General features: G+C 64.5%; 9 protein-coding genes. 7 read left to right on the top strand and 2 right to left on the bottom strand.

The window, feature by feature from the left end:
* Positions 1 to 15 precede the first annotated feature (15 nt).
* A complete protein-coding gene (gene malQ, locus ML401_RS28855; protein ID WP_285807716.1) occupies positions 16 to 1,977 on the bottom strand; it encodes a 4-alpha-glucanotransferase in 1,962 nt (653 codons plus the stop codon).
* Positions 1,978 to 2,181: 204 nt separating this feature from the next.
* Here malQ and ML401_RS28860 point away from each other — a divergent pair, with 204 nt between their 5' ends.
* Genes ML401_RS28860 through treY form a run of 6 tightly spaced genes read left to right on the top strand, consistent with a single transcriptional unit; the run spans position 2,182 to position 16,179 of the window.
* Positions 2,182 to 4,128 carry a maltotransferase domain-containing protein gene (locus ML401_RS28860; RefSeq protein WP_285807717.1) on the top strand — a complete coding sequence of 649 codons (1,947 nt, stop codon included), beginning with the start codon at positions 2,182 to 2,184 and terminating at the stop codon, positions 4,126 to 4,128.
* A gap of 11 nt (positions 4,129 to 4,139) precedes the next feature.
* Positions 4,140 to 7,430: a maltose alpha-D-glucosyltransferase gene (treS, locus tag ML401_RS28865; RefSeq protein WP_285807718.1), complete on the top strand. Its 3,291-nt coding sequence runs from the start codon at positions 4,140 to 4,142 to the stop codon at positions 7,428 to 7,430.
* Positions 7,423 to 9,561 (top strand): 1,4-alpha-glucan branching protein GlgB, encoded by a 2,139-nt coding sequence (gene glgB / locus ML401_RS28870; RefSeq protein ID WP_259216871.1) that lies wholly within the window; start codon positions 7,423 to 7,425, stop codon positions 9,559 to 9,561. Before treS ends, glgB begins: the two co-directional genes overlap by 8 nt.
* Positions 9,562 to 9,564: 3 nt before the next feature.
* Positions 9,565 to 11,640 (top strand): glycogen debranching protein GlgX, encoded by a 2,076-nt coding sequence (gene glgX / locus ML401_RS28875; protein ID WP_285807719.1) that lies wholly within the window; start codon positions 9,565 to 9,567, stop codon positions 11,638 to 11,640.
* On the top strand, positions 11,637 to 13,391 hold the full coding sequence (gene treZ, locus ML401_RS28880) for a malto-oligosyltrehalose trehalohydrolase (RefSeq protein WP_285807720.1): 1,755 nt from the start codon (positions 11,637 to 11,639) through the stop codon (positions 13,389 to 13,391). The genes glgX and treZ overlap by 4 nt, the downstream gene beginning before the upstream one ends.
* 1 nt (position 13,392) lies before the next feature.
* On the top strand, positions 13,393 to 16,179 hold the full coding sequence (gene treY, locus ML401_RS28885; RefSeq protein WP_285807721.1) for a malto-oligosyltrehalose synthase: 2,787 nt from the start codon (positions 13,393 to 13,395) through the stop codon (positions 16,177 to 16,179).
* Position 16,180: 1 nt separating this feature from the next.
* Here the strand turns inward: treY and ML401_RS28890 are convergent, their stop codons facing one another.
* Positions 16,181 to 16,498, bottom strand: a complete 318-nt coding sequence (locus tag ML401_RS28890; protein WP_194404086.1) for a polyhydroxyalkanoic acid system family protein — start codon at positions 16,496 to 16,498, stop codon at positions 16,181 to 16,183.
* Positions 16,499 to 16,679: 181 nt separating this feature from the next.
* On the opposite strand from ML401_RS28890, the gene ML401_RS28895 reads away from it, so the two are divergent.
* A complete protein-coding gene (locus tag ML401_RS28895) occupies positions 16,680 to 16,844 on the top strand; it encodes a DUF3309 family protein (protein ID WP_007595743.1) in 165 nt (54 codons plus the stop codon).
* Positions 16,845 to 16,957: the final 113 nt, after the last annotated feature.

Below are 16,957 nucleotides of genomic sequence, written 5' to 3' on the forward strand. Positions count from 1 at the left end.
GAAGCCCCCTTCCGATCAACTTCCGCCGTTCAATGAACGTTCCCGGGTTGCCGCTCGCAAGGCCGTGAGGTCGACCTTGGAGGCGATCTTGTCGAGCGCGACGGGAAGACGCTGGCGCCAGTTCGGGTGCTCGTCGATCGTGCCGGGAATATTGGGCTGGTCGATGACGCCGAGCAAATCCTCCATCGACACCGCGAGCAGCCGCGACGGCGTGCGCGACAGGAAGGCGAGCACCGAATAGAGGTCGTTGGCCTTGATCCCGTTCTGGCGCAGGATCTCGTCGAGCGCGCCGAGCGCATCCCAGCGCGCCTGGTCGTTCTCGCCGGGATCGAGCCCGAGCGAACGCTTCATCTTGAGATCGCCAAAGGAGCGCCAGCCGGCATAGGTCGACAGGTCATGCGTGTTCAGCGTGACCAGCGCATTGGGCCTGTAGTGGTCGACGGGGCGGAAATGACCGGCATCGTCACGCTCGAACATCATGACGAGATACGACCAGATGCCGAAATCCTGCATCATCTCGCGAAAACCTTCGGGCACGGTGCCGAGGTCCTCGCCGATCACGATGCATTTGTGGGCCGCGCTCTCGCGCGCCACGGCGCCAAGCAGCGCCTCGAACGGCATCTGCACATAGGCGCCGTTATCGGGCTTGAAGCCGCGCGGCACGAGATAAAGCCGCTTCAGCCCGAGCACGTGGTCGAGCCTGATGGCGCCGGCATGGCGCATCGAGGCCGCCAGCATGTCGGCGAACGGCACGAAAGATTGCGCTTCCAGGCCGCCGGCGTTGAAGCCGGCAAGGCCCCAATCCTGGCCGACGGTGTTGAGCACGTCGGGCGGCGCGCCGACGGCGAGATGGCGCGAGATCGCCATCTGCTCGTTCCAGGCGTCGAAGCCGTTGGACTGCACCCCGACGGCGACATCGAGATAGAGCCCGACCCGCATGCCGAGCTGGCTGGCGAGCTGCTTGGCGGCATGCAGCTGGCTATCCGCCGTCCATTGCACGAACTCCACGAATTCGACCTCGCGCTTGTCGGCTCCGTTGCGCAGCCCGGCGCATTTCGCCTCGTCCGGCTGCTGCCATTCCGCCGGCCATTCCCACCAAGGCGCGTTGAAGCGGTGGCGCAGCACCTCGAAGCAGGCAAAGCGCGACAGCAGCGGCGCACGCGCGGCGCGGAAGGCGTCAAATTCCTTGCGGCGCGCTTGGCTCGCGCTTGTCACAAAGCTGTTGAAGGCGGCGCGCAAGGCCAGCCATTTCAGCGCGGCCATGTCGGCATAAGGAACGCGATCGCCTTCGCGCAGACGGGCGGCGGTCGCGGCTGCGTCGGGCACGAGATCCGCCGAGAATTCGGGAATGGCCTCGACGTCGATATAGAGCGGATTGAGGAACAGCCGGCTGTTCGGCGAATAGGGGCTGCAATCCGAGGGGTGGTCGTCGAACAGAACGTGCAGCGGATTGAGCCCGACGCCGTCGGCCCCGAGCTGCTTGGCGAGCCTGACCAGATCGGCGAGGTCAGTGAAATCGCCGATGCCCCAGTTGCGGTTGGAACGGACGCTGTAGAGCTGCACGGCGAGCAGCCAGCCGCGGTCGAAATCGCCGCCGAAGGCCCGCTCCGGCGCCACGATCATCGGCACCTCTTCCGTCACGCCTTCCGCATCAGTCAGCGTCAACCGGTGATAACCGAGCGGCAGGTCGGCAGGCCAGGCGATCACAGGCTCGCGGGTCTTCCCCTGGGCGATCGATTTGCTGTTTGCGGTCAACGTCCATTGCAGCGGCGGCGCGCCGATCGCCGCCAATTCCGTGCGCGGATGTCCGAGCGCGCGAATCACGACCGGCCCGCTCACGAAGCGGTAAACCCGCTTCTCCGGCAGGGCGTCGAGGATGGACCTCAGGGCCACGGGGTCAGTGACCCGCAGCTTTCCGAGGGCGTCAACGAATTCGGATTGAACGCCCTTGATGCGGGCTTGAGCTAAAAGATCCATTCGGCACGCAGCTTGCAGGCCACCCTTGGGCCGGGGGCATCGATTTTAACGAGGCAGCGGAAGACGTTAGTCTGGCTCAACTCAAAACCATGCCTGCCGTTCCCAGGCGGAACTAATGACACACAAGCGGCTTTCTATATAGGTACCAAGCGTAGGTTCCCGACAAGGGAAACGGGCCCCTGCTTTCTTGTCAATGGCATCACCGTGAACAAGACAATTCAAACTGTCGAAAGTGCCGCAGCCGGCAGCGCTTTCCTCATCGAAGACGTCTATCCCGCGATCGATGGCGGCCGCTTCGCCGTGAAGCGGATCGCGGGCGAGCGGGTCGAGGTATGGGCTGATGTCTATCGCGATGGCGAGGCCGTGGTCGGGGCCGCGCTGCTCTGGCGCCCCGAGCAGGACCGGGATTGGCGGCGCGAGCCGATGATCCATCACAGCAATGACCGCTGGTCCGGCGCTTTCACGCCGACGGAGCCCGGCCAATATGCCTATGCGATCGAGGCCTGGACCGACGAGTTCGCCACCTGGTCCCACGCCGTCGCGCGCAAGCAGCGAACCGGGGCCGATGTCAGCCTCGATGCGCTCGAAGGTGCCGGCCTCCTGACCAAGACGCATGGCGCGCCGCAGGCCGCCGCGGCCGTCATCGTCAGACAATGCGAGGATTATCTGCAGACCGGCGATGTCACCTCGCTGCTGGCGAGCGAGCTCGGCGATGCCATGGCCGAGAGCCAGTCCCGGCCTGATTTGACCCGCTCACAGTCCTTCCCACTGACCATTGACCGCGACAGAGCGCGATTTGGCGCCTGGTATCAGATGATGCCACGCAGCCAAAGCCGGATCCCAGGCCAGCACGGCACGCTGCGCGACTGCATCGCGCGCGTCCCTGATATCGCGGCGATGGGTTTTGACGTGCTCTATTTCACGCCGATCCACCCGATCGGCCACAGCCGCCGCAAAGGCCGCAACAATGCGCCGGTGGCGAGCGACGGCGGACCCGGCTCGCCCTACGCGATCGGCGCCGCCGAGGGCGGCCACGATGCACTGCATCCGGAGCTCGGCACCATCGAGGATTTTCGCGCGCTGGTCGCGACGTGCCTCGAATATGGTCTCGAGCTTGCACTGGACTTCGCCGTGCAATGCTCACCGGACCATCCCTGGCTGACGGAGCATCCGGAATGGTTCAAATGGCGGCCCGACCGCTCGGTGCGGACCGCGGACGGCCGCTATTCCGACATCGTGATTCCCGATTTCGCCTCGGTCGACCGCATCGGCCTGTGGAACGCCTTTCGCGACGCCATGCTGTTCTGGATCGACCATGGTGTCACCATCTTCGCCATCGACAACCACGACACCGCGCCGCTGGCATTCTGGGACTGGCTGATCCGCGACATCCGCCGCCGACATCCCGAGGTGATCCTGTTCTCCAAGACGTTTGCGCGGCCGAAGCTGATGAAGGGCCTCGCCAAGCTCGGCTTTGCGCAGTCCTTCACCTATTTCCCCTGGCGCACCTCGCGCTGGGAGCTGGAGCAATATCTCGGCGAGCTGACGCGCTATCCCGAGCGCGACTTCTATCGTCCGAACCTGTTCGTCAACACGCCCGATCTGCTGCCCTATCATCTCCAGGGCGGCGAAGCCTGGGCGTTCAAGTCGCGTGTTGCGCTGGCGGCGACGTTGTCGGGCAGCTACGGCGTTTACAGCGGGTTCGAGCTGCTGGAGCACGAGGCGATCCCCGGCCGCGAGGAATATCTGGATTCCGAGAAGTATCAGATCAAGCAGCGCGACTGGGACCAGCCCGGCAACATCAAGGCCTATATTGCAGCACTCAACCGCATCCGCAACGACAACGCCGCGCTCCAGCAAACGGCGAATTTGCGTTTTCTGGACGTCGAAGACGGCGAGACCATCGCCTTTGTCAAGGAGGCGGCTGAACCCGCCAACATTGTCGTCATCGTGATCGCACTTTCCGGCCACGTGCGCGAATGCTGGCTGCCGCTCGGCGACGTCACCGTTGACGCCGGCGGGCAGCGTCACCATGTGACGACACTCGAAAACCTCCTCACCGGCGAACAGTCCCGCATCGAATGGGGCGGGATCAGGTTGCGTATCGATCCCGACCGCGATCCGGCGCATCTGTTCCGCTGCCTGGCGTAAAGGGGCACGCCATGAACGTTCTATCTTCCGTCGACACCAAGAAGGCTGAGGCTGCCGAGATCGTGGACGAGCTGTGGTACAAGGACGCCATCATCTATCAGCTCCACGTCAAGGCCTTCGCCGACAGCAACAATGACGGCATCGGCGACTTTGCCGGGTTGACCGAGAAGCTGCCCTATCTGCAGGAGCTCGGCGTCACCGCGCTGTGGCTGTTGCCGTTCTATCCCTCGCCCGGTCGCGACGACGGCTACGACATCGCCGATTACGGTTCGGTCAATCCCGATTTCGGGACGATGAAGGACTTCAAGCGCTTCATCCAGGAAGCGCAGAAGCGGGGCTTGCGCGTCATCACCGAGCTCGTCGTCAATCACACCTCGGACCAGCACAAATGGTTCAAGCGCGCGCGCCGCAGCCATCCCGGTTCGAGCGCCCGTAACTGGTATGTCTGGAGCGACACCGACCAGAAGTACCAGGGCACGCGCATCATCTTCACCGACACGGAAAAGTCGAACTGGACCTGGGATCACGAGGCCGGCGCGTTCTACTGGCACCGCTTCTTCTCGCACCAGCCGGACCTCAATTTCGACAATCCGCGCGTGGTCAGCGCACTGATCCAGGTGATGAAGCGCTGGCTGGATGCCGGCGTCGACGGCTTCCGGTTGGACGCCATCCCCTATCTCTGCGAGCGCGACGGCACCAACAACGAGAACCTTCCCGAGACGCATGCGATCATCAAACGCCTGCGCCAGGAGCTCGATTCATACTCCAAGGGCAAGTTGCTGCTCGCCGAGGCCAATCAATGGCCGGAAGACGTGCAGGAATATTTCGGCCGTGGCGACGAGTGCCACATGGCCTATCACTTCCCGCTGATGCCGCGCATCTACATGGCGATCGCGCAGGAGGACCGTTTTCCGATCACCGACATCCTGCGACAGACGCCGGACATTCCGGCGAGCTGCCAATGGGCGCTGTTCCTGCGCAATCATGACGAGCTGACGCTCGAGATGGTCACCGACGTCGAGCGCGACTATCTCTGGACCACCTACGCCAACGATCCCCGCGCCCGCATCAATGTCGGCATCCGCCGGCGCCTCGCGCCGCTCATGGACAACGACCGGCGCAAGATCGAGCTGATGAACTCGCTGCTGCTGTCCTTCCCCGGAACGCCGATCATCTATTACGGCGACGAGATCGGGATGGGCGACAACATCTATCTCGGCGACCGCAACGGCGTGCGCACGCCGATGCAGTGGAGCCCGGACCGCAACGGCGGCTTCTCGCGCTGCGACCCCGCCCGCCTCTACGCGCCGCTGATCATGGATCCGGTCTACGGCTACGAATCGGTCAACGTGGAGGCGCAGTCGCGCAGCCTGTCGTCGCTGCTCAGCGCCACCAAGCGCCTGATCTCGGTGCGCAAGTCGACGCTCGCCTTCGGCCGCGGCACCATGACCTTCATCCGCCCGGCCAACCGCGCCGTGCTGGCCTATGTCCGGCAGTATCGCGACGAGGTGATCCTGTGCGTCGCCAATCTGTCGCGCGCCGCGCAGGCCACCGAGCTCGATTTGTCGCCGTGGAAAGACCGTATCCCGCAGGAGATGCTCGGCCGCACGCGATTCCCCGCGATCGGCGAACTGCCCTACATGATCACGCTGGGGCCCTACGGCTTCTACTGGTTCCAACTTCAGGAGCGCGACAAGTCCGAGCCGGTGACGCCGCGCGCGGTGCCGGAATTCGAGACGCTGGTGGTGCCGGTGAATTCCAACTGGGTGTCACTGGCCCGCGAGCGCGGCGTCTTCGAGCGCGACGTGCTGCCGGGATTCCTGTCGCGGACCCGCTGGTATCCCGAGCACAATCCCAAGCAGATCAGGACCACGCTGACGTCGGCGGTACCTTTCAGCGACATCGGTGACAACAGGCCGTGGATTGCGTTCTTCGAGACAGCGCGGGACGACGTTACTACGCGATACGTGCTGCCCATGCAGATCGAGTGGGTGCGCTTCGACCGCGAACGCTTCAACCCAAAGGCGCTCGCCGCCGTCCGCCAGGGCGCGCGCGAGGGCACTCTGCTTGACGTTGCCACCGATCCGATATTCATCGGCCTGTTCTTGCGAGGTCTGTCGCAACACCTGGTCGTGGACGAGAACAATCTGCGGCTGGAATTCAAGGCGACCAGCAAGTTCTCCGACTATACCGTCAAGGAGCCCGAACGTATCCGCGCCATCGAGCAATCGAACAGCACCGCGCTGGTCGACAATCAATACGTCGCCAAGATCTACCGCCGGCTCGAAAGCGGCGTCAGCCCCGAGATCGAGATCGGCCATTATCTCACCGAGGTCGCGCGCTTCGCCAACACGCCGGCGCTGCTCGGCAGCGTCGAGCTGGTCGAGGGCGGACAGCGCAGCGCGCTCGGCGTGCTGCATGCCTATGTCGAGAACCAGGGCGACGGCTGGACCGTGACCACGGGCTATCTCGATCGCTATATCGACGAGCAGCGCGTGTTGTCGGCCGATGAAATGCCGCGCGAGACCCAGGAGCAGGCGCCCTATCTGCATTTCATCGCGCAGATCGGCCGCAGGCTCGCCGAGCTGCACCTCGCTCTCGCCGCAGCCAAGTCCGACGATCTCGCCCCGATGCCGATCGAGACTGCCCAGGTCAAGGCCTGGGTGTCCGACCTCAAAGCGCGGGCCCAGCGGGTTCTGGATCGGCTGGCCGATAGCCGCGACGGCCTGCGGGAGGCGGACCGCCCCCTGATCGACCGCCTCACCGCGATGCGGGCGAGCCTGTCCGATACCCTGAATGCGCTATTGCCTTCGGGGATCGGCGGGTTGAACATCCGTCATCATGGCGACTTCCGCCTCGGGCAAACTCTGATCGTGAAGGACGATATCTTCATCATCGACTTCGACGGCGATCCGCGCCAGCCGCTGGCCGACAAGCGGCGCAAGCTGCCTGCCGCGCGCGACGTCGCCGGCCTGATCCGCTCGATCGATGCTTCGGTCAACGCGGCGCTGGGCCGCGCGCTGACGGGGGCTTCCGACGAGCAGGGCCGGCTTGCGGCCGCGCTCGACGAATGGCGCGAGCGAGCCGCTGCAACCTTCCTGTCCGCCTATCGCGAAGCCATGACCGATCGCCGGCTATGGCCGGAGGACCGGCAGTCCGCGGAAGGCCTGATAAGATTTTTCCTGCTTGATCAGGCCTTCAATGAAGTAGAGTACGAGCTGTCCCACCGGCCTGAGGGGCTCCATGCGCCGCTGACCGGACTGCTTCGCATTCTGTCCAATGAGAGCGAAGCCCATGCCTAAACTGCCTGCCGAGGCCTATGCGATCATCGAGGGCCGCCACTCCGACCCCTTCCACTATCTCGGGCTGCACCCTGAGGGCAGCAGAAGCGTGGTGCGCGCGTTTCTGCCCGAGGCCTCCAACGTCGAGGCGGTCGGCGAACATGGCGAGGTCGCCTCGCTCGACCGCGTGCACGATGCCGGACTGTTCATCGGTGCGCTGCCCAACGGCTCGAAGCACTATCAGCTGCGCGCAAAATTCGGCGGCAACGTCGTCGAGTTCGAGGATGCCTATCGCTTTCCGCCTATCCTGACCGATTTCGACCTCTATTTGCTCGGCGAGGGCACCCACCAGCGCCTTTACGACAAGCTCGGCGCCCATCCGATGCGTCATGAAGGCGTCGACGGCATCGGCTTCGTGGTGCTGGCGCCGAATGCACGGCGCGTATCCGTGGTCGGCGATTTCAATTTCTGGGACGGACGGCGCCATCCCATGCGGGTGCGCGGCGCCGGCTATTGGGAATTGTTCATCCCGCACGCCAAGGCCGGCGATCACTACAAGTTCGAGATCATCGGACCGCATGGCCATCTGTTGCCGCTGAAGTCCGATCCGATGGCGTTTGCGAGCGAAGTCCGTCCGAAGACGGCTTCGATCGTGTTCGACGAGGCGCATCTGCCGCGGCCGCGCCCGTCACCTGACGGCATCAACGCGCTGTCGGCGCCGATGTCGATCTACGAGGTTCATCTCGGCTCATGGCGCCGCAAGAACGGCGATGAATGGCTGACCTATCGCGAGCTGGCCGAGCAGCTGCCGGCCTACGCCCGCGACATGGGCTTCACCCATCTGGAATTCCTGCCCGTCAGCGAGCATCCGTTCGACGGCTCGTGGGGCTATCAGCCGACCGGCCTCTACGCGCCGACCAGCCGCTTCGGAAGTCCTGAGGATTTCGCCGCCCTCGTCGATGCCTGTCACCGCGAGGGCGTCGGCGTGCTGCTCGACTGGGTGCCGGGTCACTTCCCCGACGATCCGCACGGGCTCGGAAGTTTCGACGGCACCGCGCTGTACGAGCACGCCAACCCGCTGCAGGGCCGCCACCTCGACTGGGGCACGCTGATCTACAATTACGGCCGCACCGAAGTGACGAACTTCCTGGTGTCGAACGCGCTGTTCTGGATGGAGCGTTACGCGATCGACGGCCTGCGCGTCGATGCCGTCGCGTCCATGCTCTATCTCGACTATAGCCGGCCACCCGGCGCGTGGATCCCGAACCAGTATGGCGGCCGCGAAAACATCGAGGCGATCAACTTCCTGCGCCGCTTCAACACCGAGGTCTTCGCCCGCTTTCCGCAGGCGACCACGGCTGCCGAAGAATCCACCGCCTGGCCGCAGGTGTCGCGGCCGGTGGAATTCGGCGGGCTCGGCTTCGGCTACAAGTGGAACATGGGCTGGATGCACGACACGCTGAACTACATCAGCAAGGATCCGATCCACCGCAAATACCATCACGACGAGATCCTGTTCGGCCTGCACTACGCGTTCTCGGAAAACTTCATCCTGCCGCTGTCTCATGACGAGGTCGTGCACGGCAAACGTTCGATCCTCGGCCGCATGCCCGGCGACGAGTGGCAGCGTTTTGCGAATCTACGCGCCTATTACAGCTTCATGTTCGGCCATCCCGGCAAGAAGCTGCTGTTCATGGGCGCGGAAATCGCGCAGAGCCGCGAATGGAATCACGACCAGTCGCTCGACTGGCACCTGCTCGAATACAAGTACCATTCCGGCACCCAGGCACTGATCCGGGACCTCAACCGGCTCTACCGCGCTGTGCCGGCGCTGCACCAGATGGACTGCGACCCCGCCGGCTTCGAATGGCTGATCACGGACGACGCCAGCCGCAACGTGTTCGCCTGGCTGCGCAAGGGATTCGACGAGCACGCGCGGTGCCTCGTCATCGTCAACTTCTCGCCAAACGTCTATCAGAACTACCGCGTTCGCGTGCCCTTCGGCGGCAAATGGAAGGAAGTGCTCAACTCGGATTCCGCCCATTATGGCGGCAGCAATGTCGGCAATATCGGCGAGGTCCATGCCGAGGGCGGCGAGCTTCGCCTCACCATTCCGCCGCTCGCCGCGATCTTCCTCGTTCCGGAAAGCTGACACATGCGCCTGACTGCTGGATCGCCCGCACGCCTCGGCGCAAGCTGGGACGGACGCGGCACCAATTTCGCGCTGTTCTCCGCCAACGCACAGAAGGTCGAGCTCTGCCTGTTCGACACGCAAGGCCGCCGCGAGCTCGAGCGCATCGAGCTGCCCGAGAAGACCGAAGATGTCTGGCACGGCTATCTCAATGACGTCTCGCCGGGCCAGCTCTACGGCTATCGCGTGCACGGTCCCTACGAGCCCGAGCACGGCCATCGCTTCAATGCCAACAAGCTGCTGCTCGATCCCTATGCCAAGCGGCTCTCCGGACGCCTGGTCTGGAGCGATGCGCATTTTGCCTACCGCACCGGCTCGCCCCGCGAGGACCTGTCCTTCGACCGGCGCGACAACGCGCGTGGCATGCCCAAGGCCGTCGTGGTCGACGAGACCTTCAACTGGGGCCGCCGCGAGATCCGCCCCAACATCCCCTGGGAAGACACGATCATCTACGAGGCTCACGTCAAGGGTCTGACGCAGAAGCGCGACGACGTGCCGCCGAATTTGCGCGGCACCTATGGCGGCCTGTCCTCGCCGGCGATGATCGAGCATCTGAAGAAGCTCGGTGTCACCACGGTCGAGCTGCTGCCGGTGCACAGCTTCGTCGACGACCGCATCCTGGTGGAGAAGAAGCTCGCCAATTACTGGGGCTACAACACGCTGTCCTTCTTCGCGCCCGAGCCGCGCTATGCCCAGGACAACGCGCTCGATTCCTTCCGCACCACGGTGGCACGGCTGCACGATGCCGGCATCGAGGTGATGTTAGATGTCGTCTACAACCACACGGCCGAGGGCAATCACCTCGGCCCGACGCTGTGCTACCGCGGCATCGACAACGCTTCGTATTACTGGCTGAACCGCGAGAATCTCCGCTATTACGACGACTTCACCGGCTGCGGCTCTTCGGTCAACCTCACCCATCCCCGCGTGCTGCAGATGGTGATGGATTCACTTCGCTACTGGGTCGAGGTCTGCCATGTCGACGGCTTCCGCTTCGATCTCGCCACCACGCTGGCGCGCGGACCGAACGGCTTTGACCGCGGCATCTCTTTCCTGACCGCGATCCGGCAGGATCCGGTGCTGGCGACCGTCAAGCTTGTCGCCGAGCCCTGGGATCTCGGCCTCGGCGGTTACCAGGTCGGCGCCTTCCCCTCGCAATGGTCGGAATGGAATGATCGCTATCGCAGCGCCATGCGCCGCTACTGGAGCGGCGAAGGCAGCCTGATCGGCGACATCTCCAGCCGCATGACGGCGTCGTCCGATTTGTTCAACCACGACGGACGGCGGCCGCGCGCCAGCATCAACCACATCACCGTCCATGACGGCTTCACGCTTGCCGACCTCTTCAGCTACAACGAGAAGCACAACGAGGCCAATGGCGAGGAGAATCGCGACGGCTCCAACGACAACCACAGCAACAATTGCGGTGTCGAGGGGCCGACCGACGATCCCCAGATCCTCGGCCTGCGCCGCCAGCTTCGCAAGAATGTGCTGGCCTGCCTGATGCTGGCGCAGGGCGTTCCGCTGATCCTCGCCGGTGACGAGGTCGGCAACTCGCAATCGGGCAACAACAACGCCTACTGCCAGGACAACGAGATCGGCTGGGTCGGCTGGGATAATCTCGGCAAGGAGAGCGACATGGTCGATTTCGTCGCCCATCTCGCCGACATCCGCCGCCGGTTTTCGCAGCTTCGCAGTCACCGCTGGCTCGACGGTCGCCCCGCGGACGGTGTGTCCTACGGCGCATTGTGGCTGACGCCTGCCGGCGACGAGATGACAGAGAACGACTGGAAATTCCCGGAGGGACGATTCCTCTCCTACGTGATGGGGCCGATGGAACCGGGTGGCGCCGCGATCTTTATCGTACTGAACGCCGCCCCTGAAGACATCGCATTCAAATTGCCCAAAATGACCGAATACAAGAGCTGGCAGCAGATCCTGAACACGACGGATGCCAAGCTGAATACGATCGACTTCCCGCCCGGAAGCGACAGCAAGGCGCCGCCGCGCTCCGTGCTCGCCTTCGCGGGGGCGCTATGAGGCCGTCCTTCGGGGCGAGGCCGACGAAGGACGGCGTGTCGTTCCGCCTGTGGGCGCCCGCCGCGCGCCGTGTCGACCTTCTGCTCGACCGACGACATGCGATGCAGCGCCGGCAGGATGGCTGGTACGTGGCCGAGATTGCCGGTCTCACCGCCGGCAGCTCCTATAAGTTCAGGATCGACGACGACATCGACGTGCCGGATCCGGCCTCGGCTTTCCAGCCCGACGATGTATTCGGCCCGAGCGAGGTGATCGATCACGACGCCTTTCCGTGGCGCGCGCGCGATTGGCGCGGCCGGCCCTGGGAAGAGACGGTGCTGATCGAGACCCATGTCGGCACCTTCACGTCGAAAGGCACTTACCACGCCATGATCGACAAGCTGGATCATCTCGCGGCAACCGGCATCACCGCGCTGGAGCTGATGCCGCTGGCCGATTTCGCGGGACGCCGCGGCTGGGGCTATGACGGCGTGCTGTGGTATGCGCCCGACAGCGCCTATGGCCGCCCGGAAGACCTGAAGACGCTGATCGACGAGGCGCATCTGCGCGGGCTGATGGTGTTCCTCGACGTCGTCTACAATCATTTCGGCCCCGAGGGGAATTATCTCGGCCGCTATGCGCCGGCCTTCTTCACCGATGCGCACACGCCCTGGGGCAGCGCGATCGATTATCGCGTGCCGCAAGTGCGCGCGTTCGCGGTCGAGAATGCGCTGTCCTCGCTGACCGATTACCGTTTCGACGGGTTGCGACTGGATGCCGCCAATCACATCATGGTGATCCCCGGCGAGATATCGATGCTGCATGATCTCAGCGCCGCTGTCGGCGAGCTCTCGAAGGCGACGGGTCGGCACATCCATCTCGTGCTAGAGAATGGCGACAACCGGGCTAGCTTGCTCGACGCGGCGCAGGAGCCGCCGAACGGCAAGTATCGCGCGCAGTGGAACGACGATTATCACCATGCCTGGCATGTGATGCTGACCGGGGAGCATGCCGGCTATTACGGCGACTACCAGACGCCGCGCATGGACCTCGCACGCGCACTTGCCTCGGGCTTCGTCTATCAGGGCGAGGTTTCGGAGTTCTGGGGCAAGAAGCCGCGCGGCGAGCCGAGCAGTCAGCTGCCACCTGCGACGTTCGTCAATTTCCTGCAAAACCACGACCAGATCGGCAACCGCCCGCTCGGCGACCGACTCGAAAGCCTGGCATCGCCGCAGCAAATCGAGGCCGCGCTCGCGGTGACCCTGCTCGCGCCGATGGTGCCGATGCTGTTTCAGGGTGAGGAATGGGGCTCGACGGTGCCCTTCCCGTTCTTCTGCGATTTCCAGGGCGGGCTCGCCGATGCCGTCCGCAAGGGGCGCAAGCAGGAATATGCGTGGGCCTACGAAAAATACGGCAACGAGGTGCCCGACCCGCTCGATCCCGCAACGCTGCAATCGGCCGTGCTCGACTGGACCGGCCGCACGCCGCTGCAGGACGCCCGGCTCGCGTTGGTCCGACAGCTGCTTGCGCTGCGTCGCAAGGAGATCGTGCCGCGGCTGAGGGGCGCAAGTTTCGGCGAGGCCGAGGCGGCAGACAACGGCCTGCTCACCGCTCATTGGCGGATGGGTGACGCCACGGCGCTGCGCCTGACCGCCAATCTATCGGACAAGGACATCGCGCGTCCCGACGGCGCGACGGGCGCTCCCATCTGGGGCGACGCGAGCGGCGAGCGGCTCGCGCCATGGTCGGTGATCTGGCATCTCGGAGGTTAACATGCCTCCTGCCATTCCGCTCGCGACCTACCGGCTGCAGCTCACCGCGGATTTCGACTTCGACAAGGCCGCCGCCGTCGTGCCTTACCTCAAGGCGCTGGGAATCACGCATCTCTACGCCTCGCCGGTGATGAAGGCGCGCAAGGGCTCGACCCATGGCTACGACACCGTCGATCACAGCCAGTTCAATCCGGAGCTCGGCGGCGAAGCCGGCTTCACACGCCTGAGCGACGCACTCGAGGCGCACGACATCGGCCTCGTCATCGACTTCGTGCCGAACCATGTCGGCGTGCATTTCGCCGACAATCCCTGGTGGCTCGACGTGCTCGAATGGGGCCAGGCCTCGCCGCACGCGGTCTCCTTCGACATCGACTGGGACCTGTTGCCTTACCGCGCGCGCGGCGGCGTGCTGCTGCCGATCCTCGGCAAGTCCTACGGCGACGCACTGGAGAGCGGCGAGATCGAGCTGCGCTACGATCCGGACCAGGGCAGCTTCTCCGCCTGGTATTTCGAGCATCGCTTGCCGATCGCGCCGGAGCGCTATGGCGAGATCCTGCGCATGACCGTGAAGGAAGCGGAAGCCGCCGAAACGGAGGCCGGCAAACGCCTGCTCTCGCTCGCCGCGCGCTACACCGGACTGCGCCGCCCCAACCGCAAGGAAGCCCCCGCTTTCAAGACCGAGCTCAGGGAGATCGCAGGTGGCGCCGATATCATCGCACGCGGCCTTGCTGCTTATCGTGCCGCCAAGGATCGTCCCGCGCAGACCCTGGCGCTGCATCATCTGCTGGAACGCCAGAACTACAAGCTCGGGCACTGGCGGCTCGCCTCCAGCGATATCAACTACCGCCGCTTCTTCGACGTCAACGGACTTGCGGGCCTGCGTGTCGAGGACGCGACCACTTTCGCCGCCACGCACCGGCTGGTGAAGCAGCTCATCGCTGGCGGCAAGCTTCAGGGCATCCGGCTCGATCACATCGACGGCCTGCGCGATCCCGCGCAATATTGCCAGCGGCTGCGCCGCCTGGTGCGCGATGCGCAAGGCAACACCAAGCCGTTCTACACGGTGATCGAAAAGATCCTGTGCGAGCACGAACGCCTGCCGCACTTCGCCGGCGTTCAGGGCACCACCGGCTATGAATGGATGAACGTCATCACCCAGGTCCTGGTCGACAGCAAGGGCCTGGCGGCGCTGGACGAGACCTGGCGGCAGATCAGCAACCGTTCGCCACAGCTTCCGCCTTACGTCAAGGAGGCCAAGCGGCGCGTGCTGGAGACGCTGCTCACCAGCGAATTCACCGTGCTGACGCGTCTGCTCGCGCGCATCGCCAACGGGCACTATTCGACACGGGATTTCTCCGCGGACAGCCTGCGGCAGGCACTCGAACTCTATGTGCTGCATTTCCCGGTGTATCGCACCTATTTGACCAACAGCGGCCCGACGGCCCCCGACCGCAAGTTGATCGACGACACCATCGCGCGCGCCCGCTCCGAATGGTTCGCCGCGGACGAAGGCATCTTCGATTTCCTGCGCGATGCCCTCACCATGGATCTGCTCAAGCCCGGCCGCCCGCCGCACAGCGCCCCGCGCGTGCGCCGCTTCGCGCTGAAGGTGCAGCAATTCACCGGGCCTATGATGGCGAAATCGCTGGAGGACACCGCGTTCTATCAATTCCACCGGCTGCTCGCCCTGAACGAGGTCGGCGGCGATCCCGCCAGCAACGGCCTCAACATTCCAGCTTTCCACGAGGCCATGCAGGCCCGCGCCAGGGAATGGCCGCTGGGAATGACGGCAACCGCCACGCATGACACCAAACGCGGCGAGGATGCCCGGGCGCGCATCGCGGGCTTAAGCGAAATTCCCGGCGAATGGACCAGCGCGGTTTCGCGCTGGAAGGTGTCGAACGCGCCGCATCTCACGCTCCAGGGCAATTTCCGCGCGCCGTCGGCGACGTTCGAATACATGCTCTACCAGACGCTGCTCGGGGCCTGGCCGCTGCAGGGGCCGATCGATTCCGGTTTCGTCGAGCGCATCCAGGCCTACGCGCTGAAGGCCGCGCGCGAAGGCAAGGAGGAGACGAGCTGGCTCAACCCGCATGAAGCCTATGAGAACGGCATCAAGAGCTTCATCGACAAGATCCTCGATCCCACGCTGTCAGGCGAATTCCTGGAGGCGCTGCAGACGCTGGCCCGGCGCGTGGCGCTGCTGGGCGCGTTCAACGCGTTGAGCCAGCTCACCCTCAAGGCGACGCTGCCCGGCGTGCCCGACTTCTATCAGGGCACCGAGTTCTGGGACCTCTCATTGGTCGATCCCGACAACCGCCGCCCGGTCGATTTTGGCGCGCGGCATGCGGCGCTGGGGTCGCTGGACGATCCGGACTGGGGCGGTCTTAAGAAGAGCTGGCCGGACGGCCTGATCAAGCTGGCCTGGACACGGCGTCTCCTACGGCTGCGCAATGAGCTCGCCGACGTCTTCGCGCAGGGCCACTACCAGCCGCTGGCGGTGCACGGCACACATGCCGACCACGTCATTGCCTTCGCCCGCCGCCACGGCCGCAGCGCGGCGATCGTCGTGGTCGGGCGTCACTTCGCGCCATTCACGCAAGCGGGCCGGGAATGGCCCGCGCCCGACGGATTCGACGCAACCATCGATATTACGGGCTATGCGGCGGCGGGCTTTGCAGGTAACGAACTGCCGCTCGCGCAGGCCTTCCGCGATTTTCCCGCGTTCGTCATCGAAGCCCGCACGGCAAACGCCGTCAGGCCGGCGCGACCGCGCGCACGCGCCTGAATTACTTTCCGCCGTCCTTGGTCAGCAGCAACTGCCCGCGCTTCTTGATCGTGGCCTGCGCCATCTCGGCGAAGCGCTGCAGCAGCCAGGGCAGCACCACCTCGACCCGAACCTGATCGTCGCCGACATCGACCTTCCCCGTTGCGACCTGCCCCATCGCGCGAATGCGAAAGGCCATGCTGTCGCCGCTCCAGCGCTCCTCCTCCACCTGCATCACGGGAATGCTGGCGGCCGCGCGGCCGAGGCCGGTCTTGAGCCGGCGCACGGCCTCCTCGCGGCCGAGGCGATGCGGGATTGAAACGACAAGCGGTGCTGACATGGCCCTGTCCAAATGACGATTGATCTCAACATAGTCATGCCAAGTACGGCCACAAAGGTTCCATGCAAGTTGATCCTCCCGCCGTGTTTCATCGCGGGAACTTTAAAACCTGCGGCAAGTTGCCCCCGCACAAAGGGACAGGGTGCAACGCCCTTTCTACAATGGGCTGGAGGATTTTTGCATGTCTATCGGTACGATCATTCTGATCATTCTCGTCATCGCCTTGCTCGGCGGCTTCAGCGGCATCGGCGGCGGCCCGTTCTACGGCACCGGCTATTACGGCGGCGGCGGCCTCGGGCTCGTCATCGTCATCCTGCTGATCCTGCTGCTGCTCGGACGGATCTAGCGGCATCCACGATGTCGTAGGGTGGGTTGGCCGCAAGGCATAACCCACCTCTTTGGTTTCCACGGAGGCGGAAGTGGTGGGTTACGCTCAGCGACGGTGCTTCGCGTCGTCGC

Source organism: Bradyrhizobium sp. 62B (assembly GCF_030272265.2).
Classification (GTDB): domain Bacteria; phylum Pseudomonadota; class Alphaproteobacteria; order Rhizobiales; family Xanthobacteraceae; genus Bradyrhizobium.